General features: G+C 72.9%; 21 protein-coding genes. 6 read left to right on the top strand and 15 right to left on the bottom strand.

The window, feature by feature from the left end; genetic code table 11:
• Positions 1 to 99 precede the first annotated feature (99 nt).
• From ACIWVC_RS15380 to ACIWVC_RS15370, 3 genes are read right to left on the bottom strand one after another with little or no spacing between them, the layout of a single operon-like run.
• A complete protein-coding gene (locus tag ACIWVC_RS15380) occupies positions 100 to 1,149 on the bottom strand; it encodes a PDZ domain-containing protein (RefSeq protein ID WP_396448998.1) in 1,050 nt (349 codons plus the stop codon).
• 27 nt (positions 1,150 to 1,176) lie between these two features.
• Positions 1,177 to 1,620: a molybdenum cofactor biosynthesis protein MoaE gene (locus tag ACIWVC_RS15375; protein WP_396448997.1), complete on the bottom strand. Its 444-nt coding sequence runs from the start codon at positions 1,618 to 1,620 to the stop codon at positions 1,177 to 1,179.
• 29 nt (positions 1,621 to 1,649) lie between these two features.
• Positions 1,650 to 2,186 (bottom strand): PPA1309 family protein, encoded by a 537-nt coding sequence (locus tag ACIWVC_RS15370; RefSeq protein WP_396448996.1) that lies wholly within the window; start codon positions 2,184 to 2,186, stop codon positions 1,650 to 1,652.
• A 120-nt stretch (positions 2,187 to 2,306) separates the two neighbouring features.
• Here ACIWVC_RS15370 and ACIWVC_RS15365 point away from each other — a divergent pair, with 120 nt between their 5' ends.
• On the top strand, positions 2,307 to 5,213 hold the full coding sequence (locus tag ACIWVC_RS15365) for a UPF0182 family protein (RefSeq protein ID WP_396448995.1): 2,907 nt from the start codon (positions 2,307 to 2,309) through the stop codon (positions 5,211 to 5,213).
• A 52-nt stretch (positions 5,214 to 5,265) separates the two neighbouring features.
• Here the strand turns inward: ACIWVC_RS15365 and ACIWVC_RS15360 are convergent, their stop codons facing one another.
• A complete protein-coding gene (locus ACIWVC_RS15360; protein ID WP_396448994.1) occupies positions 5,266 to 6,348 on the bottom strand; it encodes an NAD-dependent epimerase/dehydratase family protein in 1,083 nt (360 codons plus the stop codon).
• 89 nt (positions 6,349 to 6,437) lie between these two features.
• Between ACIWVC_RS15360 and ACIWVC_RS15355 the strand changes: the two genes are divergently transcribed.
• Both ACIWVC_RS15355 and ACIWVC_RS15350 read left to right on the top strand, forming a co-directional pair.
• Positions 6,438 to 7,847: a zinc-dependent metalloprotease gene (locus ACIWVC_RS15355; RefSeq protein WP_396448993.1), complete on the top strand. Its 1,410-nt coding sequence runs from the start codon at positions 6,438 to 6,440 to the stop codon at positions 7,845 to 7,847.
• Positions 7,848 to 8,074: 227 nt separating this feature from the next.
• A complete protein-coding gene (locus ACIWVC_RS15350) occupies positions 8,075 to 8,641 on the top strand; it encodes an NUDIX hydrolase (protein ID WP_396448992.1) in 567 nt (188 codons plus the stop codon).
• Between the two features lie 25 nt (positions 8,642 to 8,666).
• Here ACIWVC_RS15350 and ACIWVC_RS15345 read toward each other — a convergent pair whose 3' ends face one another.
• From ACIWVC_RS15345 to ACIWVC_RS15335, 3 genes are all read right to left on the bottom strand, one after another.
• Positions 8,667 to 9,320 carry a hypothetical protein gene (locus tag ACIWVC_RS15345; protein ID WP_396448991.1) on the bottom strand — a complete coding sequence of 218 codons (654 nt, stop codon included), beginning with the start codon at positions 9,318 to 9,320 and terminating at the stop codon, positions 8,667 to 8,669.
• Positions 9,317 to 9,868, bottom strand: a complete 552-nt coding sequence (locus ACIWVC_RS15340; RefSeq protein WP_396448990.1) for a M48 family metallopeptidase — start codon at positions 9,866 to 9,868, stop codon at positions 9,317 to 9,319. The genes ACIWVC_RS15345 and ACIWVC_RS15340 overlap by 4 nt, the downstream gene beginning before the upstream one ends.
• Before the next feature lie 162 nt (positions 9,869 to 10,030).
• Positions 10,031 to 10,831: an enoyl-CoA hydratase/isomerase family protein gene (locus ACIWVC_RS15335; RefSeq protein WP_396448989.1), complete on the bottom strand. Its 801-nt coding sequence runs from the start codon at positions 10,829 to 10,831 to the stop codon at positions 10,031 to 10,033.
• Between the two features lie 176 nt (positions 10,832 to 11,007).
• Here ACIWVC_RS15335 and ACIWVC_RS15330 point away from each other — a divergent pair, with 176 nt between their 5' ends.
• Positions 11,008 to 12,339: an ABC1 kinase family protein gene (locus ACIWVC_RS15330; RefSeq protein WP_396448988.1), complete on the top strand. Its 1,332-nt coding sequence runs from the start codon at positions 11,008 to 11,010 to the stop codon at positions 12,337 to 12,339.
• Positions 12,340 to 12,516: 177 nt separating this feature from the next.
• Here the strand turns inward: ACIWVC_RS15330 and ACIWVC_RS15325 are convergent, their stop codons facing one another.
• The 5 genes from ACIWVC_RS15325 to ACIWVC_RS15305 form a co-directional block, all read right to left on the bottom strand.
• Positions 12,517 to 12,720: a hypothetical protein gene (locus ACIWVC_RS15325; RefSeq protein WP_396448987.1), complete on the bottom strand. Its 204-nt coding sequence runs from the start codon at positions 12,718 to 12,720 to the stop codon at positions 12,517 to 12,519.
• Between the two features lie 91 nt (positions 12,721 to 12,811).
• On the bottom strand, positions 12,812 to 13,090 hold the full coding sequence (locus ACIWVC_RS15320; RefSeq protein WP_089326219.1) for a WhiB family transcriptional regulator: 279 nt from the start codon (positions 13,088 to 13,090) through the stop codon (positions 12,812 to 12,814).
• Positions 13,091 to 13,210: 120 nt separating this feature from the next.
• A complete protein-coding gene (locus tag ACIWVC_RS15315; RefSeq protein ID WP_396448986.1) occupies positions 13,211 to 13,537 on the bottom strand; it encodes a hypothetical protein in 327 nt (108 codons plus the stop codon).
• Positions 13,538 to 13,776: 239 nt separating this feature from the next.
• The gene (tesB, locus tag ACIWVC_RS15310; protein ID WP_396448985.1) at positions 13,777 to 14,649 is read right to left on the bottom strand and encodes an acyl-CoA thioesterase II; all 873 of its coding nucleotides are present in this window, start codon (positions 14,647 to 14,649) and stop codon (positions 13,777 to 13,779) included.
• 100 nt (positions 14,650 to 14,749) lie between these two features.
• Complete coding sequence (locus ACIWVC_RS15305) at positions 14,750 to 16,816, bottom strand: ATP-dependent DNA helicase UvrD2 (protein WP_396448984.1); 2,067 nt, start codon at positions 16,814 to 16,816, stop codon at positions 14,750 to 14,752.
• Between the two features lie 135 nt (positions 16,817 to 16,951).
• On the opposite strand from ACIWVC_RS15305, the gene ACIWVC_RS15300 reads away from it, so the two are divergent.
• The gene (locus tag ACIWVC_RS15300) at positions 16,952 to 17,242 is read left to right on the top strand and encodes a mycoredoxin (protein ID WP_396448983.1); all 291 of its coding nucleotides are present in this window, start codon (positions 16,952 to 16,954) and stop codon (positions 17,240 to 17,242) included.
• A gap of 95 nt (positions 17,243 to 17,337) precedes the next feature.
• Here the strand turns inward: ACIWVC_RS15300 and nudC are convergent, their stop codons facing one another.
• Positions 17,338 to 18,246 carry an NAD(+) diphosphatase gene (gene nudC / locus ACIWVC_RS15295; RefSeq protein ID WP_396448982.1) on the bottom strand — a complete coding sequence of 303 codons (909 nt, stop codon included), beginning with the start codon at positions 18,244 to 18,246 and terminating at the stop codon, positions 17,338 to 17,340.
• Between the two features lie 120 nt (positions 18,247 to 18,366).
• A complete protein-coding gene (locus tag ACIWVC_RS15290) occupies positions 18,367 to 19,758 on the bottom strand; it encodes a dipeptidase (protein WP_396449000.1) in 1,392 nt (463 codons plus the stop codon).
• 100 nt (positions 19,759 to 19,858) lie between these two features.
• Between ACIWVC_RS15290 and ACIWVC_RS15285 the strand changes: the two genes are divergently transcribed.
• Positions 19,859 to 20,137, top strand: coding sequence for a DUF4031 domain-containing protein (locus tag ACIWVC_RS15285; protein ID WP_396448981.1), 279 nt, complete (start codon positions 19,859 to 19,861; stop codon positions 20,135 to 20,137).
• Between the two features lie 55 nt (positions 20,138 to 20,192).
• Here the strand turns inward: ACIWVC_RS15285 and ACIWVC_RS15280 are convergent, their stop codons facing one another.
• Positions 20,193 to 20,801, bottom strand: coding sequence for an HD domain-containing protein (locus tag ACIWVC_RS15280; RefSeq protein WP_396448980.1), 609 nt, complete (start codon positions 20,799 to 20,801; stop codon positions 20,193 to 20,195).
• Positions 20,802 to 20,926 lie beyond the last annotated feature (125 nt).

Raw genomic sequence — 20,926 nt, 5'->3', positions numbered from 1 at the left:
GACCTCTGGGTTATGAGCCCAGCGAGCTACCGAACTGCTCCACCCCGCGGTGATGTTTGAAGTCTATGCCATGGCGGGGGGTGGTTCGGTCGGGCGGCGTTATTTGGTGCAGGCGGGGACGTCGCCTTTGCCGGATGTGAGGGCGTTGATGGCTTGGATGCTGCTGTGGAGGGTGTCGGCGCGGACGAGGCGGAGGCCGCCGGGGCGGGCGTCGAGGGCGTCGGCGCAGTTGTCCTTGGGGGTGAGGAAGACGGTGGCGCCGGCTTTGCGGGCGGCGATCATCTTCTGCTGGATGCCGCCGATGGGGCCGACTTCGCCTTCGGGGGTGATGGTGCCGGTGCCGGCGATGAATTTGCCCTGGGTGAGGGGGCCGGGGGTGAGTTTGTCGTAGATGGCGAGGGAGAACATGAGGCCGGCGGAGGGGCCGCCGATGTCGCCGATGCTGATGTCGATCTTGAAGGGGAATTTGTACTGGTCGGAGAGGACGATGCCGACGACGGCGCGTTTGCCGGCGGGGTCGGCGACGGTCTTGAGGGCGGCCTTCTGCTCTTTGCCGGCGCGCTTGTAGGTCAGCGTGACGGTGTCGCCGATCTTGTGCTTGGCCATGGCGCCGGTGATCTGGGAGACGCTGGTGGTCTCGGCGCCGTCGAGCGCGGTGATCTCGTCGCCGGGTCTGAGGACGCCGTCGGCGGGGCGTCCTTTCTGGACGCCGTCGACGACGACGCGGGTGGTGACGGGGATGCCGAGTTCGTGGAGGGCGGCGGCTTCGGCGTTCTGCTGGGAGTCCTGCATCGCCCGGGTGTTCTCCTGGTCGACCTCTTTGGGCGACTCGTCCTTGGGGAAGATCGTCTCTTCGGGGACGATGGCGGTGTCGCCGTCGAGCCAGCCGCGGAGGGCGGTGAAGAGGTCGATGCGGCCGCCGGGGCCGCCGCGGTAGGTGACGGTGGTGAAGTTGAGGTTGCCCTGGTCGGGGTAGGTCTTGCGGCCTTCGATGCGGATGAGGGGCTGGCCTTTGTCGTTCGTGCCGAGGGTGTTGCTCGTGGGTCCGGGCATGAGCGCGACGTAGGGGACGCGCATGACGGAGCCGATGGCGGCGAGCACGAGGACGAGCACGCTCGCGACGGTGAGCGTGGCGGCACGGCGAGACATGCCGGAAACTCTATGCGGTCGGGGGGCTCAGCAGGCTCCGACCCACTCGTCGTCCCCGTCGGCGAAGGTCTGGTGCTTCCAGATGGGGACGTTGGCCTTGAGGTCGTCGATGAGGCTGCGGCAGGCGGCGAACGCTTCGGCGCGGTGGGCGGAGGACGCGGCGACGACGACGGCGATGTCGCCGATCTCGAGGTCGCCGACGCGGTGGACGGCGGCGAGGCCGAGGACGGGGTGGTCGGCGGCGACCTTCTCCATGACGGCGCGCAGTTCCCGTTCGACGGTGGGGTGGGCGCTGTAGGAGAGGCGGCTGACGGCGCGGGCGTGGTCGTGGTCGCGGACGGTGCCGGCGAAGACGGCGATGCCGCCGGCGCCGGGGGCGCCGACGGCGGCGTACGCCTCGTCGATGGACAGGGGCGTCTCGCGGACGCCGATCAGCCGGATGACGTCCTCGCCCGCAACGCTTTGGGTCACGTCCCGCAGGCTACCTCGCCGGGAGCGGCCTATGGCCGCGGGGACGCACCGGGTTCGTCGGGTTCGAAGGTGGCGGCGAGCGCTTCGGCGAGGGCGGGGACGAGGTCGGGCCCGGCGAGGACCTCGTCGTCGCTGTCGTGGCGGCGCAGGCGGAGGGCGGAGTGCCGGGCGCCGTCGCGGAGGACGCCGACGACCATGCGCACGTCTTCCCGCTGCGGGTGGGACGCGGCGAACTCGGCGGCTTCGGCCTCGTCTTCGGGGATGTCGTCCTCGACGCCGGGCGGCAGGACGACGCGTTCCATGACGAGGGCGCAGCCTTCGACGGCGTCGGGCCAGGCGATGGAGGCGAGGGAGTCCTCGATGGCGTCTCTCTCCGGGAGGGCCGGCTGTTCGAGGGCGGCGAGGGTGTCGGCGTCGGGGGCTAGGCCGAGCTGGTCGGCGAGTTCGGGTTCGGCGCGGCGGAGCTCGGTGCTCCGGACGAGGGCGTAGAGGCGGGGCGCGCTGTCCCAGCCCTCCTGGGCCGAATGACGTTCCAGGTCCAGCACGACTTCTTCCAGAAGACTCACGGGCCCATCTTTCCCCCAATCGGGACCTGGAAATGCCGGAACCTCCGCGGCAGTCGGTAAGTTGCATCTACAGCACCGGCGGGCTGCCGGTGAGCGAGACCTCGATCGGAGGGGCCCGACTTGACGTTCCGGACTCCCGCTTTCGGGCGCCGGCTCGGTACCGGACGGACGCGGCTGGTCCTGCCGGTTCTGGTGGTACTGGCCGTGCTGCTGGTCGTCTTCATGATCTTCACGACGACGTACACGAACCTGCTGTGGTACCGCTCCATCGGCTTCTCGTCCGTCTACACGACGCAGCTGCAGGCGAAGATCGCCCTGTTCTTCGGGGCGGGCCTGCTGATGACGCTGGTGGTGGGCGCGAACATACTGATCGCCTCCCGGCTGCGTCCGGCGTACCGGCCGCTGTCGGTGGAGCAGCAGGGCCTGGAGCGCTACCGCGCGGTGATCGATCCGCGGCGGCGGCTGATCTCCTTCGTGCTGCTGGGCCTGCTGGGCGTGCTCACGGGCTCGTCGGTGGCGGGCCAGTGGCCGGTGTGGCTGGCGTTCCTGAACCGGACGCCGTTCGGCGTGGAGGATCCGCAGTTCCACAAGGACGTGTCGTTCTACGTCTTCACGTACCCGTTCCTGCGGCTGGTCCTCGGTGTGGTGTTCGCCACGGTGATCCTGTCGATCCTGGCCGCGGTGATGGTGCACTACCTGTACGGGGGGCTGCGGCTGCAGGGGCCGGGCGACAAGGCGAGCCCGTCCGCGCGGGCGCACCTGTCGGTGCTCTTCGGGGTGTTCATCCTGCTGAAGGCGGTCGCGTACTGGTTCGACCGGTACGGCCTGGTGCATTCGGACCGCGGGGTGACGACCGGCGCGTCCTACACGGACGTCAACGCCCTGCTGCCCGCGAAGACGATCCTGTTCGTCATAGCGCTGCTGTGCGCCGTGATGTTCTTCAGCAACCTGCTGCGCCGCGGCATGATGCTGCCGGGCGTCGGGTTCACCCTGCTGGTGCTGTCGGCGATCCTGCTGGGCGGCGTGTACCCGCTGCTGATCCAGCAGTTCCAGGTGAAGCCGGACGAGCTGGCCAAGGAGCGCCAGTTCATCGCGCGCAACATCAAGTTCACCCGCGCGGCCTACGGGGTGGACGGCGCGAAGGTGGTCCCGTACGGGTCGCAGCCCGTGACGGACAAGAAGAAGCTGCGGGAGGACGCCGACAAGCTCACCGACGGCGGCGTCCGCGTCCTCGACCCGAACGTGGTCGGCGAGACGTTCCAGCAGCTGCAGCGGATCCGCCCGTTCTACCAGTTCCCGGACACGCTCGACGTGGACCGCTACCAGGTGGACGGCAAGACGGTCGACACGATCGTCGCGCTGCGGGAGCTGTCGGGCGCCCCGGCGGGGCAGCGCAGCTGGATCAAGGACCACATGGTCTACACGCACGGCTACGGCTTCGTGTCGGCCTACGGCGACCGGTTCGACTCGCGGGAGCCGGACTTCATCACCCGCGACATGCCGGCGTCCCAGAACCAGCAGATCAAGGTGGCGCAGCCGGAGATCTACTTCGGCGAGCGCTCGCCGGAGTACTCGGTGGCCGGGGGGCGCGGCCAGCAGGAGCTGAACTACCCCGACAACAGCGCCTCGGGGCAGCAGAGCAGCACCTATGAGGGGCAGGGCGGCGTCCGCATCGACTCGTTCTTCCGCAAGCTGCTGTACGCGGCGAAGTTCCAGGACAAGAACCTGCTGCTGTCCGGCGCGATCAACCAGGACGCCAAGATCCTGTACGACCGGTCGCCGCGCGAGATGGTGCAGAAGGCCGCGCCGTGGCTCACGCTGGACGGCGACCCGTACCCGGCGGTGGTGAACGGGCGCATCCTGTGGATCGTGGACGGCTACACGACGTCCAGCAGCTACCCGTACTCGGAGCGGATGAGCCTCGGGGACGCGACCCGCGACACCATCACCGACACCCGGTCGGCGGTGGCGCAGCAGGCGAACGACCACATCAACTACATGCGGAACTCGGTGAAGGCCACCGTCGACGCCTACGACGGCAGCGTCCACCTGTACCAGTGGGACGAGAACGACCCGGTGACCAAGACGTGGATGAAGGTGTTCAAGGACACCGTCCAGCCGCGCTCGTCGATCCCGCCGGAGCTGGAGGCCCACTTCCGCTACCCGCAGGACCTGTTCAAGGTGCAGCGGAAGATCCTCACCAAGTACCACGTGACGGACCCGTCCGCGTTCTACAACGGCGAGGGCTTCTGGGAGGTCCCGCAGGACCCGACGGTGAGGGGCAAGCGGCAGCCGCCCTACTACCAGAGCCTGCGGATGCCCGGCCAGGACACCCAGTCGTTCGCGCTGACGACGGTGTTCAACCCGCGCAACAACCCGCAGCTGGCGGCGTTCATGGCGGTGGGGTCGACGCCGGGGCGCGACTACGGGCAGATCCAGATCCTGCAGATGCCGCGCAACGCGCAGCCGGCCGGGCCGGGCCAGGTGCAGAACTCGTTCGAGACCGACTCGAAGGTGAAGAACGACCTGTTCGCGCTGCGGCAGGGCGGCACGAAGACCGTCGCCGGCAACCTGCTGACGATCCCGTTCGGCGGCGACCTGCTGTACGTGGAGCCGATGTACACCAAGGCGTCGGGCGGCAAGGAGCAGCAGCCGTACCCGATCCTCGGCAAGATCCTCGTGCGGTACGGGGAGAGCATCGCGGCCGCGGACACCTTCGCCGACGCGCTCGACCAGGTCCTCGGCGGGACTGGCTCCGGCCCGCAGGCCCCGGCGCAGCAGGGCGCGCCGCCCGGCGGCGAGCTGAGCGCGGCGGCGCAGAAGGCGATCAACGACCTGAACAAGGCCGTGACGGACTACGAGAACGCGCAGAAGAAGGGCGACTACCCGGGCATGGGCGACGCCTGGAAGCGGATCAAGGACGCGCAGGCGGCGCTGGCCGCCGCGGGCAAGGCCGCCCCGAAGGCGTCGCCGAGCCCGTCGCCGTCCCCGAGCGCGACGCCGAGCGCCACACCGTCGTCGAGCTGACGCCCGGCTCCGCCCGGGCCGGGCGGGGCGGGGCGCCGGCGCGCGGCCCGGGCTACCTGCGGCGCTTGCGGGCGCGGCGGATGGCGGCGGCGGCGCCGATCGCGGCGACGGTGGCGCCCGCGGCGGTCGCCACCGTGGCCTCCTTGCCGCCGACGCGGCGGCCGACGACGGCGTGCCGCCCCGCGGTCTCCTCCATCACGACGCGCAGGGCGGCGGCGTTGTCGTACATGGGCTTCCAGCCGGCGGCGCGGAGCCGGGCGCAGTCGACGACCCACGGGTAGGCGACGTAGTGCAGGTCGGTGGCGGGCGCGGGGGTCATGCCGAGCCGGTGCAGCCGCTGCGCCATGCCGAAGGTGAGCGCGGCGGGCAGCTCGAAGCTGCGCTTGCCGGTGATCTCGGCGACCTCCTCGGGGCCGAGCCAGCCCTCGCCGCCGACGGCGACGGGGCCCCGCACGCCCTCGGTGACGACGACGTCCAGCGCGGAGGCGAGGTCCTCGATGTGGCAGAACTGCCAGCCGGGGGTGCTGCCCTTGACCGACAGCAGCCGCGGCGCCTCGAAGTGGCGGGTGACCACGGTGTCGACGCCGGGCCCGACGACCGCGGCGGGGCGGACGACGGTGACGTCCAGGCCGGGGTGGGTGACGGGCGCGGTCGCGGCCAGCTCCTCCATCTCCAGGTAGTCGCCGGCGATGCTGGTGCTGGCCTCGGCGAGCAGCGGCGCGTCCTCGCTCAGCGGCACCTCGTTGCCGGGCCCCGCCCCGTACACCATCGCGGAGGTGACGAGGACCACCCGGCGGACGCGGGCGGCCGCGGCGGCGGTGACGACCGTCTGGGCGCCGCGGACGTTGTGGGTGCGGCGCTCGCGCGGGTCCGCGTCCGGGGACCGCTCGATGTCGAGGTTGACGATGACGTCCACGTCGGAGAGCCGCCCCGACAGCAGCGGGTCGCGGATGTCGGTGACGCGCCAGGTGACGCCGGGCACGTCGCCGCGCTGCCCGTCGATGGCGACGACCTTGCGGATCTCTTCCCGTCCGGCGAGCCGGGCGGCCAGCAGCCGCCCCGCCCCGGACGCGGCGCCGGTGACGGCGACGACCGGGGCCTTGCTACGCCGAGGGCGAACCTTGCCCGTTGCCACGGGGCTGCCCCCTTCCTTGAGTACGCGACCTTGCCGGGACCGGCTAACGTTGCGGATATGAGCCCATCATGCATCCCAGGGGCGATCCGATGAGCAACACTCCCTTCGGCTTCAACCGTCCCGGCGACGGAGACGACGACGACCGGCCCCAGGATCCATTCAAGGGCATGGGCGGCGACATGGCGCAGTTCGCCGACATGCTGCACCGGTTCGCCGACATGATCGGCGCGCAGGGCGCGGGCGGCGGGGCGGGCGGCCCGCTGAACTGGGATCTGGCCAAGAACATCGCGCGGCACACGGTGGTGGAGCAGGGCGACCCGTCGGTCGTCGACACCGAGCGGCGCCAGGTCGAGGAGGCGCTGCGCCTGGCCGACCTGTGGCTGGACGAGCGGACGACGCTGCCCGCCGGCATCCGCACGCCGCAGGCGTGGAGCAGGTCGGAGTGGATCGAGCAGACGCTCCCCGTGTGGGCGAAGGTGTGCGACCCGATCGCGACCCGGATGGTCGACTCGATGGGCGGAGCGCTCGGCGGCGGCGAGATCCCCGCCGACGTGCAGGCGATGGCCGGCCCGCTGATCGGCATGGTCAAGCAGATGGCCGGCGCGATGGTCGGCGGCCAGGCCGGGCAGGCGCTCGGCGCGCTGGCCCGCGAGGTGACCGGCTCGGCCGACGTGGGCCTGCCGCTCGCGCCGGACGGCGTCGGCGCGCTGCTGCCCGCGGGCGTCGAGGCGTTCGGCGAGGGCCTGGAGGTCTCCGCCGACGAGGTCCGGCTGTATCTGGCGCTGCGCGAGGCCGCCCACCAGCGGCTCTTCGCGCACGTCCCGTGGCTGCGCTCGCACCTGCTGGGCGCGGTGGAGGAGTACGCGCGCGGCATCACCGTCGACCTCTCGGGCATCGAGCAGGCCGTGCAGGGGCTCGACTTGAGCAACCCGGAGGCCCTCCAGGAGGCGCTCGGCGGCGAGATCCAGCTGCAGCCCGAGGAGACGCCGCGGCAGAAGGCGGCGCTGGCCCGGCTGGAGACGACGCTCGCGCTGGTCGAGGGCTGGGTCGACACGGTCGTGAACGAGGCCGCGGAGGGGCGGCTGCCCGGCTCGGTGAAGCTGGCCGAGGCGGTGCGGCGGCGCCGCGCCACCGGCGGCCCCGCCGAGCGGACGTTCGCGACGCTGGTCGGCCTGGAGCTGCGGCCCCGCCGCCTCCGCGAGGCGGCCGCGCTGTGGCGGTCGCTGGGCGAGGCGCGCGGCACGCAGGGCAGGGACGCGGTGTGGGACCACCCCGACCTGCTCCCGACCGCGGACGACCTCGACGACCCGGACGGCTTCGTGCACGGCCGCGACGAGATCGAGGGCCTGTCCGACCTGGACCTGACCAAGCTGACCAAGGCGCCCGACGAGGGCGGGGAGTCCGCGGAGAAGCCGGACGAGAAGCCGGACGACGAGAAGCCGGACGACGGGGGGCCCGGCGGCGGGCCCGGCCCGGACGACGGCGGGCCGCGCGCATGACCGGGCCGCGTCCGCCCCGGGTGAACGGCTGCCGCTACGCGCCCGGGTCGTCCACGAACGCCGTGCGGCGCCGTGTCGCGCGGGCGAGCCTGTGCTGGCAGCGCCCGATCGATCAGGAGCGCCGTCGCCGCCGCCCCGACAACTCCCGCTACCCCCGCGTGGGCCGCACATGACGCGGGCCGCCCGATGACCGCGCGGCGCGGGCTCCACCCGGCGCGGAGGGGCCGGTGACCCGGGGTTCACCGGCACCGGACGGCCTCTACGGCGATGCGGTGCGGGTGCTGGCGTCGTGGCGGGCGCCCGACGCCGGGCAGGAGCGGGTGCGGCGGGACTTCCTGCGGCATCTGGAGGAGCATCCGGCGGACGGGATGTGGCGCGCGTGCGCGGCCGGGCACATCACCGCCAGCACTGCCGTGCTGGACGCGTCCCGCTCCCGCGTGCTGCTGACCCTGCACGCGAAGGTCAAGGCGTGGCTCCAGCTCGGCGGGCACTGCGAGCCGGGCGACGCCACCCTCGCCGCGGCGGCGCTGCGTGAGGCGACGGAGGAGTCGGGCATCGCGGGCCTGCGGCTGCTCCCCGAACCCGTCAAGCTGGACCGGCACGCCGTCCGCTGCCATCCCGCCGGTACCTGGCACCTGGACGTCCAGTACGTCGCGATCGCCCCGGAGGGGGCCCGGCACGCGATGTCGGACGAGTCGGACGACCTCGGCTGGTTCCCGGTGGACGACATCCCCGAGCCCACCGACGACGCCGTCCGCGACCTGGTGGCGCGCGCGGTCTCGCTGAGCCGCTGACGCGCACGGCCCCGTCCGGCCCGGTTCAGCGGCCCAGGGGGTGGCCTTGCAGGAGGGCGCGGGTGTTCTCCCAGCCTTCGAGGCCGGGGTCCAGGCGGCGCAGGTCGGCGAGGGTGCGCAGGCGGTGCCAGCCGGGGCCCTGCGGGACGAGGCCCGGGCGGGGCGCGGCGGCGCGGAGGCGCGCCAGGGCGTCCGGTGTGTCGAGGTCGACGTCGTGCAGGGCGGCGGCGAGCCAGCCGGGCAGGGGCAGGCGGGCGGCCAGGGCGACGAGCGTCCCGTCTTCGGCCCGGCAGGCGGCGGACGGGGCGCTGCCGACGGCGCGGAACAGCTTGCCGAGCAGCAGCGGCGGCAGGTCGGGGGCGTCCTGCGCGACGAGCGCGGCGGATCCGGCGCCCAGCGCGTGCAGCGCGGCGAACGCGCCGGCGAGGGTCGCCTCCCGGACGATCGGGGTGCCGGGCCAGGTGACCGCCTCGGCGTCCGGCTGGTCGGGCGGGTCGAGGACGAGCGCGGGCGTCACCAGGTCGAGCCCGGCGACGACCTCGTAGGTGTCTTCGAGCAGCGCGAGCCGGAACTCGCCGGGGTCGATCCCCGGCGGGACGTCCCTGGGGCGGGCGGGGAGCGAGAGCACCGCGGCGAAGCGGGCGGGCGCTCCGGGCGCCCGGTCGGGGGCGTCGGTCACCCGGCGGCCTCGTGCGGGTACTCCGCGCCCGGGTGCAGCCCGTCGCCGCGGTGGATGGCGTCCCCGGCGGCCTCGCCGTCGGGCGCGTCGGCCTCCAGCGGCAGGTGCGCGGCGGCGGCGACGCCCTCCAGGTAGCCGCGGGCGCGGTCGGCCTTCGGGTAGTTGCCGACCAGCTCCCAGAAGTCGGCGCCGTGCCCCGGGACGAGCAGGTGCGCCAGCTCGTGGACGAGGACGTAGTCGACCACCCAGCCCGGCATGCCGCGCAGCCGGGTGGACAGCCGGATCGTGCCGTCGTCCGGGGTGCAGGACCCCCAGCGGGTGCGCTGGTTGGCGACCCAGCGGACGCTGACCGGGTCGGCGCGGCCGTCCAGGTAGCGGCGGGACAGCTCGCGGGCGCGCGACTGGAGGTCGGCGTCGGTCGGCCGCCTGCGGCGCTCGCGCTCCTCGAGCCGTTCCAAGATGGTCGCGATCCACTGTTCCTCTTCGGCCTTGGTGAGCCTGGACGGAACCATCACCACCACCTTGTCGCCGTCGCGGTAGGCGGACACGGTTCGCCTGCGCCTGGCACTGCGGCGGACCTCAACATTAGGGGGCACGCTGGAACCGTACTCGAAAATTTGCCCGCACCAAAGGGGGTGTTTGACGTCGCCGCAGGTCAGGCCCTATGTTTTGACCATCCCCCGGGGGCGTGTGGAATCTCCGCGCGTGTTTTACTCACCCGTGAATTGCGGGCTGCGCCGCTCCTTCCGGGCCGTCAGTCCTTCGATCATGTCGCGGGACGACATCGTCAGCGGCTGCGCGAGCGACTCCCAGCGCAGCGCCGCCTCCATGTCGGCGTGGCCGCCCCCGGAGAGCGCGACCTTGGTGAGCCGGGTCGCGATGGGCGCCTGCGCGGCGACCCGCGCGGCGACGGCGAGCGACTCCTCCAGCAGGTCCGCGCGCGGGAAGGCCCGGTTGACCAGCCCGTTCGCGGCCGCCTCGGCGCCGGTGAGGACGCGTCCGGCCAGCAGCATCTCGCGGGCCAGCGGGAGCCCGGCGACCTCGGGGAACAGCCAGGTCGCGGCCATCCCGGGGTGCAGGCCGAGCGCGGTGAACGGGGCGAGGAGCTTGGCGTCGTCCGCGGCGTAGCGCAGGTCGCAGGCGAGGGCGAGGCAGAGCCCGGCGCCGACGGCGTGCCCGTTGACGGCGGCGATCGTCGGGACCTCCAGGCCGCGGATCAGCAGCCACGTCCGGTAGAACTCCAGCATGCGGTCGCGGAGCGGCGGGACGGAGACGGAGTTGGTGCCGGCCAGCCAGGACAGGTCGCCGCCGGAGCTGAACGCGCTGCCGGCGCCGGTGACGACGACGCATCGCAGTCCCGCGTCGGCGCGCAGGCCGCCGATCGCCGCCTTCCACGCGGCGGTCATCTCGTCCGACATCGCGTTGCGGCGCCCGGGGTCGTTCAGCGTGAGGACGGCGACCCCGTCGGGGCGGCGGTCGACGAGCAGCGCGTCGGCGGAGTCTCCGGGCATGCCCCGCACGCTACCGAATGCCGTTCCGCCCGTGTCCCCCGGACCGCCCGCACCGCCGTGAGAAAGCGCACACTTACCACATCGGTGCAGGTCACGCGTGCGAGCCGGTTCCGGCACCGGCGATACTTGCCGACCGTTGTGGCGTGAACGACACCCGATCACCGACAATGTACGGCGTGAGCGATCTTCCCCGCCGCGCGGTGACGCGGTCAGCAAAGCTGGCGTCCCTCCCCATCGGCTTCGCGGGTCGCACCGCCCTCGGCGTCGGGAAGCGGACCTTCGGCAAGCCCGCCGAGGCGGTGGCGATGGAGATCCAGACGCGCACCGCCGAGCAGCTGTTCAAGGTGCTCGGCGAGCTCAAGGGCGGGGCGATGAAGCTCGGCCAGATGCTGTCGATCTTCGAGGCGGCGCTGCCGCCGGAGATCGCCGGCCCCTACCGGGCCACGCTGACCAAGCTGCAGGAGGCCGCTCCCCCGCTGCCGGCGGCGACCGTCCACAAGGTCCTGGAGGAGTTCCTCGGCGAGGACTGGCGCGACTACTTCGAGTCGTTCGACGACAGGCCGGCCGCCGCGGCGTCCATCGGGCAGGTGCACCGGGCCGTCTGGCACGACGGCCGCGCGGTCGCGGTGAAGGTCCAGTACCCGGGCGCGGGCAAGGCGCTGATCAGCGACTTCAACCAGCTCGCCCGCCTCGGGCGGCTGTTCGGCGTGCTGATGCCGGGGCTGGACGTGAAGGCGATGCTCGCCGAGCTGAAGGAGCGGGTGGCCGAGGAGCTCGACTACACGATCGAGGCCGAGTCCCAGTCCCTGTTCCGCGAGGCGTACCTGGACGACCCGGACTTCTACATCCCCGAGGTCATCGCGCAGTCCGGCGACATCCTGATCACCGAGTGGATGGACGGCACCCTCCTCTCGAAGATCATCAGTGACGGCGACCAGGACACCCGGAACCACGCGGCGCTGCTGTACTGCCGGTTCCTGCTGTCCGGCCCGAAGCGGTCGGGGATGCTGCACGGCGACCCGCATCCCGGCAACTTCCGGCTGCTGGAGGACGGCCGGCTCGGCGTCCTGGACTTCGGCGCCGTGGACCGCATCCCCGGCGGCTTCCAGCGGCGGCTCGGGCTGCTGCTGCGCATCGGCACGATGGCCGACATCGACGAGATCGAGGAGGCGCTCCGCGGTGAGGACTTCATCCGCGAGGGCGTGGAGATCGACACCGAGTCGCTGCAGGCGTTCCTCGCCCCGATCACCGAGCCGTTCATCACCGAGACGTTCAAGTTCAACCGGGAGTGGCTGCGCGACATGGCCGCCCGGGTCACCGACCTGCGGCCGTCCAACGTCGTGCGGCAGCTGAACCTGCCGCCCGAGTACGTGATCATCCACCGGGTGCTGTCGGCGGGCACCGGCGTGCTGTGCCAGCTGGAGTGCGAGATCCCCGCCCGCGCCGAGTCGCTGAAGTGGGTGCCGGGCTTCGCCGGCGACGAGGACGGCGAGCTCGTCCCCGGCTGACGACCCGGCCGCGGACCGGCGGGGCCCCGCGCATTGATGAGATGCGCGGGACCCGTTGTTCGCGCGCCCGGTGAAGTGGGGCACCGGACGCGCTCCACGTGCCCGCCGGGAGGCGCGCCGCCCGCCGAACCATCCGAGAAGGACGGGGGCGCGGCTGCGACCGGCGGGCGTCCGGTCTCAGTGGTCCCGGTGCCGCGGCTCCGGGACATGGGCGTACGCCTCGCCGCTCGCGGTCGGCGCGAGCAGGACGCGGCGGACGCGGGAGGCCCTCGTCCGGGCGTCCCGCCGCGCGCGGCGGAGTGCGCGCACGCGCGCGGCCAGCTCGTCGGGCACGGTCACGGGCATTCGCTCACGGGCGAGGTCCTGGCTGAGCATCGTCATCTCGTTCCCCCCGGCGGCCCGGAGGCGCGGTCCCCGCGCGGGGGCCGCGCCTCCGGGGCGGATTCGGTCGATCGTCGCGGGCATGCCCGCCTCACACCGCCACTTCGTCCGGGCGCGGGTGCTTGCGCGGGCGGCCGCGCGGCCGCTTGCGCGGAACGATGACACCGCGGACGAACAGCTCGCCGCCCCAGACGCCCCAGGGCTCCTTGCGCTCGAGAGCGCCGGCGAGGCACTCCTTGCGGAGCGGGCACTCCAGGCACAGGGCCTTGGCGAGCTCGACGTCGGCGGGAGCCTCGGCGAAGAACAGCTCCGGGTCGGTCCGGCACGGAAGCGTGAGGTCCTCCTCGCTGATCGCGAGGGCCCCCTGCATCACAGTCACCCTTGTTCCTCTCGTTGGATCTCAACGGGTGTGTCGGTGGGTCGTCTGGACAAAGAAGAAGGCCGCGGATCCGGTGTCTGGATCCGCGGCCTGGGGGCTTGCCGGCCTTCGCTAGACCGGTCGCCTCCAGGGATACGGACCCGACACGCCACCCTTGACGGTGACGCCCACGTGGGCCGTGGCCGGAGCCTGGACGTTCGCGTCCTCGATGAGGTGTTCGAAGACACTTCGCCCCTGGTCGTCCTGGATCAGCTGCTCAAAGCGCAGATCGCGCAGCTTCGCGCGCCGCTGCCCGCGCAGCCCGCCGGACGCCGGGAGATAGGCGTCGGGCATGGACATGCGGGACATCGAGGCGCCGCGCACCGAGACACAGGGCATGGAGGCGCCAGGGACGGACGCGGTCCAGGACGACGCGAGTTTCAGCAACGTGCTGCTCACCGGACTGCACACCACCTCTCTGGCTCCTCGGGCCGGGGGCCGGTGGATCAAGATCCACACGGTCGGCCGGTTGAATGCTCGCGACGAGCGTACGGGGATCCCGCCGAATCAAGCAAGATATTTTTGACCTGCGGTTTTGTGGGTGACTTCACCCTTTTCCCGGGGAACCCGCGCCGCCTCGCGGGCGTCGAAGCTCACGGGAGCCCCATAGGGGGACGATCATCCCACAGGCCGCCGGGTCAGCGCCGCGGCTCGGCGGAGACCCGGACGAGCCCCTCCTGCATCACCGAGACGACCAGCTCCCCCGACCGGGTGAACACCTGGCCGCGGGCGAGGCCGCGGGCGCCGCCGGCGAACGGCGTGTCCTGGTAGTACAGCAGCCAGTCGTCGGCGCGGAACGGCCGGTGGAACCACATGGCGTGGTCGAGGCTGGCGCCCATCGTCCGCTTGTCGCCCCAGGCCAGGCCGTGGTTGAGCAGGACGGTGTCGAGCAGCGTCATGTCCGAGGCGTAGGTCATGAGGCAGACGTGCAGCAGCAGGTCGTCCGGCAGCTCGCCGTCCACTTTCAGCCACACCTTCGACTCGGGGCTGGCGAGCGACGGGTCCCTGGCCGCCTCCCACGTCAGCGGGGTCGCGTGCCGGATGTCGAACGGGCGCCGGTCGGCGAACTCGCGCGCGCCGACCTCGCCGAAGATCGGCGTCAGCCGCGCCAAGCTGTCCGGCAGCGTCTCCGGGGGCGGCGCGTCCGGCATCGCGGCCTGGTGGGACGGGCCGTCCTCGACGATCTGGAACGACGCCGACAGCGTGAAGATCGCCTTGCCGTGCTGGATCGCCATGACCCGCCGCGTGGTGAACGACCGCCCGTCCCGGACCCGGTCGACGGTGTAGACGATCGGGACGAGCGGGTCGCCGGGCCGGATGAAGTAGGCGTGCAGCGAGTGCACGGGCCGGTTCGCGGGGACGGTGCGCCCGGCGGCGACGAGCGCCTGCCCGGCCACGTGGCCTCCGAAGACGCGCTGCCGCCGCTCCTCGGGGCTGCGGCCGCGGAAGATGTCGTTCTCGATCTGTTCGAGGTCGAGCAGGTCCAGCAGGGCCTTGAGCGATTCCTTCACGGCGGCCAGTCTTCCGCATCGGCCCGCGTGACCGCGATCTCACCCCTGCGGCACCGGCTCATCCGCCGGGCCCTGTGACCGGGATCTCAGCCAGCGCGGGTCAGTGGCCGCAGAGGGCGAGGACGGCGTCGCCGTAGCGGTCGAGCTTGACCCTGCCGACGCCGGGGATGCGGGCCAGGTCCTCCAGCGACTCGGGGCCGCGCTCGGCGATCGCCTGGAGGGTCGCGTCGGTGAAGACCACGTACGCGGGGATCTTCTGCTCGGCGGACACCTGGGCGCGCCACTCCTTCAGCGCGATGAGCAGCTCCTCGTTCAGCTCGGACGGGCAGTCCTCGCAGCGGCCGAGCTTGCGCTCGACGGCGGCGGTCAGCGGGCGCCCGCAGACCCGGCAGGGCTGCGGGCCCTTCGCCGGGCGCCGCTTCGACCGGTCGGCGCGGGGCGGCGTGTGCGTGGCGGCCTTGCCCGTCAGGCCGTCGAGGAAGCGGGACGGGCGGCGGTTCTGCGCCCCGCCCGGCGACCGCGACAGCGCCCACGAGAGCGCCAGATGGACGCGCGCCCGCGTCACCCCCACGTACAGCAGGCGGCGCTCCTCCTCGATCTGCGCGGGCGTCTTGGCGTAGACGATCGGGAGCGTGCCCTCGGCCAGCCCGACGAGGAACACCGCGTCCCACTCCAGGCCCTTGGCGGCGTGCAGGGACGCCAGCGTGACGCCCTCCAGCGGCGGCGCGTGCTGCGCGGCGGCGCGCTCCTCCAGTTCGGCGACGAACTCGGCGAGCCCGGCCTTCGGGTCGTCGGCGGCCATGTCCTCCGCGAGCTGGGCCAGGGCGGCGAGCGACTCCCAGCGCGCGCGGGCGGCGCCCGCGCCCTCGGGCGGCCGGTCGGAGAACCCGGCCCCGGACAGGACGTGCCGGACGGTCTGGATCAGCCCCATCCCCTCGGTCTCGGCGTCGGCGCCCGCCCGCGCCGCGCCGCGCAGCCGGACCACCGCCTCGCGCACCTCGGGCCGCTCGAAGAACCGCTCGGCGCCCCGCACCACGTACGGGACACCCGCCGCCGCCAGCGCCGACTCGTAGGTCTCCGACTGCGCGTTGATCCGGAACAGGATCGCGATCTCGCGCGCGGGGACGCCCTCGTCGATCAGCTTGCGCGCCCGGCGGGCGGCGTCGTCGGCCTCGGCGACCTCGTCGTCGTACTCGTTGAACACCGGCTCGGGGCCGTTCTCCCGCTGGGCGACCAGCTCCAGCCCGTGCCGCGCTCCCCCGGCCCGGCCGATCACCCCGTTCGCGAGCCGGACGACCTGCGGCGTCGACCGGTAGTCGCGGACGAGCTTCACGACCTTCGCGCCGGGGTGCTCGCGGGTGAAGCCGAGCAGGTGGGACGGGGACGCGCCGGTGAACGAGTAGATCGTCTGGTTGGGGTCGCCGACGACGCACAGGTCGTCGCGGTCGCCGAGCCAGGTGTCGAGCAGCATCTTCTGCAGCGGGTTGACGTCCTGGTACTCGTCGACCACGAAGTACCGGTACTGCTCGCGGACCTGGTTCGCGACGTCCCGGTGCTCGGTGAGGACGGCGGCGGTCAGCTCCAGCATCCCCTCGAAGTCGAGGAGGTTGCGCTCGCGCCTGAGCTGCTCGTACATCGCGTAGACGCGCGCCACGTCCACGACCTCGGCGGGCGGTCTCCGGCCGGCCCCGGCGACCGCGGCCGGGTAGTCCTCGGGGCGGTTCTGGGTGACCTTCGCCCATTCGATCTCGCTCGCGAGGTCGCGCAGCTCGGTCCGGCCGAACGACAGCCGGCAGGCCCGCGCCGCGTCCGCGACGAGCCCGATCTTCGAGTCGATGATCTTCGGGGGTTCGCCGCCGACGACGCGCGGCCAGAAGTAGCTGAGCTGCCGCAGCGCCGCCGCGTGGAACGTCCGGGCCTGGACGCCGGGCGCGCCGAGCTGCCGCAGCCGGCCGCGCAGCTCCCCCGCCGCCCGCGTGGTGAACGTCACGGCGAGCACCCGCTGCGGCGTGACGACGCCCGTCAGCGTGGCGTAGGCGATCCGATGCGTGATGGCCCTGGTCTTGCCCGTCCCGGCGCCCGCGAGCACGCACACCGGACCCTTCACCGCCTCGGCGACCGCCCGCTGCTCGGGGTCGAGTCCCTCCAGCACCGACTCAGCCAACATGCCCCCATACTCGCAGCCCGTCCCGTCTGCCTCAGCCGATACGCCCACCTGTGGACAGCGGAGGAATGCGCGGGGCGCGTCTACTGTTCTCCGGTAGGCACTGATCGTCCGAACGAACGAGGAGACGACGAAGCGATGGCGACGCCTTCGACCGCGCATGGCACGGGCCCGAGCGGCCGGCTCACCATGTACACGACCACCTGGTGCGGGTTCTGCCGCCGGCTGAAGAGCCAGCTCGCCCGGGACGGCATCGAGATGGTCGAGGTCGACATCGAGCGCGACCCGGAGGCCGCCGACTTCGTCATGAGCGTCAACGGCGGGAATCAGACCGTCCCCACCATCCTCTATCCCGACGGCACGGCCGCGACGAACCCGAGCGCCAAGGAGGTCAAGCGCCGCCTGGCGGAGATCGCGAAGACCGCGTAGGCCCATCGCGGAGCAGGCCCGCCGGCCACCGGGCCGGCGGGCCTGCTCATGCCCGCGTGCGCGGGGAGCGGACTGCTCGCGCCACGTGAGCGGCTTCAGAAGGCGGGCATCTTGGGGAGTTCGCCGCCGTACCAGCGCATGATGAGCTGGGCGGCGATGGACAGCGGGCCCGGGGCGACGATCTCGCCCGACTCGATGGCGGCGCGCAGCTCGTCCCGCGTGTACCAGGCGGCGTCCAGGATCTCCTCCGGGTCGGGGTTCAGCGGGACGTCGCCGTCCGCCCGCGCGGTGAAGCCCAGCATCAGGCTCTGCGGCAGCGGCCACGGCTGGCTGCCGAGGTAGCGGACGTCCCGGACGGCCAGCCCGACCTCCTCCTTCACCTCCCGCGCGACGGCCTGTTCGAGGGACTCGCCCGGTTCGACGAACCCGGCGAGGATCGAGCGGCGGTCGGCGGGCCACTGCGGTCCGCGGGCGAGCAGGACGCGGTCGGCGTCGTCGGTCACCAGCATGATCACGGCCGGGTCGACGCGCGGGAAGTGCTGCGAGTCGTCGCGCGGGCAGACGCGCACGTGCCCGGCGGACTTCACCCGCGTCTCCGCGCCGCAGCGCGGGCAGTAGCGGTTGGTGTCGTGCCAGTGCTCCAGCGCGACGGCGTGGGTGAGCAGGCCGGAGTCGCGGTCGTCGAGGAGTGCGCCGACGCGGCGCAGCCCGGCCGGCTCCGCCCCCTCGATGGTGGGCAGCGGGCCGGACACGCCGTAGTAGACGACGCCGTCGTCGTCCGCGCCGAGGAGCCAGCGCTCGCCGTCCGGCGCCCGGTCCGGCGGGACGAGGACCAGCGCGGGGGCGGGCTCGCGGGTCACGAGCGCCCGCCCGTCCCGGACGATCAGGACGCGCGTCTTCGGATCGTTCCAGGTGGCCTCCAGCCAGGCGTCGTCGCTGCGGTTCAGCGCGACCCGGTCGAGGGTTCCGCGCGCGAGCGCTAGCCACTCGAGGCTCTCTGTCACAGGGGGCACTCCTCTCACACGCACGCGGGGCGTCGTCGGGGGCGACGCCGGGGGCGACGCCGGGGGCCCGCCTCACGCGGCCGCGGGCGGATACGCCGGCGGATACGCCGGCCGGATACGTCAGCGCAGCGCGGTGGCGAGTTCTTCCCAAAGGTACGCGGCGGCCTCCGCGCCCTTGAGCAGCAGCGGGATCTCGACCTTCTCGTTGGGCGCGTGGATGCGGTCGCCGTTCAGCCCGACCGCGACGAAGATCAGCGGCGCGTCCAGGATGTCGGCGAGGTCGGCCTCGGGGCCGCTGCCGCCCTCGCGGGTGAACAGCACCTCGGTGCCGAACGCCCGCTCCATGGCGCGCCGCGCGGCGGCGACGCCGGGCGAGTCGATCGGCGAGAAGCACGGCCGGACGCCGCCGCCCGGGATGCGGACCTCGGCCTCCACGCCGGGCGGGACGTGCTCGGCGACCCACGCCTCGAACGACTCCTGGACCTTGCGGGGGTCCTGGTCGGCGACGAGCCGGAACGAGATCTTCGCGTGCGCCTCGCGCGGGACGATCGTCTTGCCGCCCGGCCCGGTGTGCCCGCCCCACATGCCGTTGATCTCGGCGGTCGGGCGCGCCCAGACCCGCTCCAGGGTCGTGTAGCCCTTCTCGCCGTACGGGGCGCGGCTGCCGCCTGCGGTGCGCAGCCACTCCTCCTCGTCGAACGGCAGGCGCGCGAAAAGCTCGCGCTCCGCCTCCGTCAGCGGGACGACGTCGTCGTAGAAGCCGGGCAGGGTGACGCGCCCGTCGGCGTCGTGCAGGGCGGCGAGCAGCGCCGCCATCGCGTGCAGCGGGTTCGGGACGGCGCCGCCGAACGAGCCGGAGTGCAGGTCGCCGGACGGGCCGCGCAGCGTGACCTCTGCCTCGGTGAGCCCGCGCATCCCGGTGCACATGGACGGGACGTCCTCCGCCCACATCGTGGTGTCGCTGATGACGACGGCGTCGCAGGCGAGCCGGTCGCGGCGCTCGCGGAGCAGCTCGGCGAAGTGCACCGACCCCGACTCCTCCTCGCCCTCCACCAGCAGCTTGACGGTCACGGGCGGGGCCTGCCGGCCGGACGCGGCGAGCAGCGCGCGGAGGCCGAGCGTGTGGAAGAACACCTGGCCCTTGTCGTCGGACGCGCCGCGCCCGATGAGCCGGTCGCCCTTCTCGACGGGCTGGAACGGGGCGGTCTCCCACTCCTCCAGCGGCTCGACGGGCTGGACGTCGTGGTGGCCGTAGACGACGACGGCGGGGGCGTCCGGGTCGTCGGCGGGCCATTCGGCGAACACGGCGGGCAGCCCGGCGGTCTCCCAGATCTCGACGGTCGGGAAGCCCTGCTTGCGCAGGCGGGCGGCGAGCCACTCGGCCGATTCGCGCACGTCGGCGGCGTGCGCGGGGTCTCCGGAGATGGACGGGATCGCCAGCCACTCCCCGAGGTCGGCGACGAACCGGTCCCGTTCGGCCTGGATGTACCCGACTACGTCGTTCACCCGCATGCCCCTTCGCATGTGTCGTGTCGTACCGTTGCACCGGCTCCGCAGGCCGTCACCGCCGCGAGCTTACATCGGTGTCAACGCAGTGTTAGGGGAAGCAGCCGTGATCCTCATCGATCCGCCGCTGTGGCCCGCGCGCGGCCGGATCTGGTCGCACATGGTGAGCGACGTCTCCTACGAGGAGCTGCACGCGTTCGCGGCGGAACTGGGGATGCCGCCAAGGGCGTTCGAACGCGACCACTACGACGTCCCGTCCGAGCTGTACGAGGCGGCGGTGCTGCAGGGGGCGCAGGCGGTCGGCTGCCAGGAGCTTCTCCTGCGGCTCACCAGGGCGGGCCTGCGCCGCCGCAAGGACTACCGCCCCCGCGTCGCAGGACGCTAGCCGCCTGTCGCCGGACGCCAGGCGCCTGTCGCCGGACGCCAGGCGTTGCCGGACGCTAGGCGTTGAGGAGCATCAGTTCCGTCCGGACGTTGTTGCGCGCCGGTTCCTCGAAGCGTTCGCGGGCGGCGGGCGTGTGGAAGAGCTCGGGGAGGGCCAGCAGGCCGTTGAGCACTTCGGCCCGCCCGGCGCGGAAGAACTCGTCGGGGACGAACGCGTACTCCTCCCGGACGGCGGCGGCGTAGGCGGCGTAGGTCTCGGGGTCCGCGCCGAGGATGGCGAGGTCGGCGTCGCACAGGACCTGGCCGTTGCGGTCGTCTCCGTCCGGCGCGTGCGTGGCGGTCAGCTCCACCAGCCGGACGACCTCCTCGACGCGGGCGGGCGCGAGGTCGGTGTCGGCGAGCATGCGGGCGGCGAGGCGGGCGCTGCGCTCCTCGTTGTCCGCCCGTTCGGGGGCGTAGACGGCGTCGTGGAACCAGGCCGCGAGCCGCACGGCGTCCGGGTCGGCGGCGTGCCCGGCCAGCTCGTCCACGAGGTCGAGGACGGCGGTCAGGTGCGTCCGGGTGTGGTAGCGGCGGTGGGGCTCGCCGTAGCGTTCGTCCAGTTCTGTCCCGATATGCCGGGTGTGAGGCCCTGCCAGCGCGACCCACCGGTCGACAAGATCCATGGCCCCATCCTGGCCGATGGGCGCCCGGCCGGGACACGCGGTGCGCCGTTCTTGCGCGCGCCGCACCGCCCCGCCACTATGGTGATCACCGTGAGTTAGGCAAGCCTTACCTCACCACGGCTTGC

The organism is Actinomadura sp. (assembly GCF_044508335.1).
In the GTDB taxonomy this organism is placed as follows: Bacteria; Actinomycetota; Actinomycetes; order Streptosporangiales; family Streptosporangiaceae; genus Spirillospora.
The sequence above is the reverse complement of the archived record's forward strand: the minus strand, read 5'-3'. Positions and strand labels throughout refer to the sequence as shown.

Coding starts and splice junctions, on each gene's coding strand:
- ACIWVC_RS15325 (WP_396448987.1), bottom strand. CDS start 12,720: ATGACGATGCTCAGCCAGGACCTCGCCCGTGAGCGAATGCCCGTGACC.
- ACIWVC_RS15280 (WP_396448980.1), bottom strand. CDS start 20,801: ATGGATCTTGTCGACCGGTGGGTCGCGCTGGCAGGGCCTCACACCCGG.
- ACIWVC_RS15380 (WP_396448998.1), bottom strand. CDS start 1,149: ATGTCTCGCCGTGCCGCCACGCTCACCGTCGCGAGCGTGCTCGTCCTC.
- ACIWVC_RS15300 (WP_396448983.1), top strand. CDS start 16,952: ATGGCGACGCCTTCGACCGCGCATGGCACGGGCCCGAGCGGCCGGCTC.
- ACIWVC_RS15305 (WP_396448984.1), bottom strand. CDS start 16,816: ATGTTGGCTGAGTCGGTGCTGGAGGGACTCGACCCCGAGCAGCGGGCG.
- ACIWVC_RS15320 (WP_089326219.1), bottom strand. CDS start 13,090: ATGCAGGGGGCCCTCGCGATCAGCGAGGAGGACCTCACGCTTCCGTGC.
- ACIWVC_RS15335 (WP_396448989.1), bottom strand. CDS start 10,831: ATGCCCGGAGACTCCGCCGACGCGCTGCTCGTCGACCGCCGCCCCGAC.
- ACIWVC_RS15290 (WP_396449000.1), bottom strand. CDS start 19,758: ATGCGGGTGAACGACGTAGTCGGGTACATCCAGGCCGAACGGGACCGG.
- ACIWVC_RS15355 (WP_396448993.1), top strand. CDS start 6,438: ATGAGCAACACTCCCTTCGGCTTCAACCGTCCCGGCGACGGAGACGAC.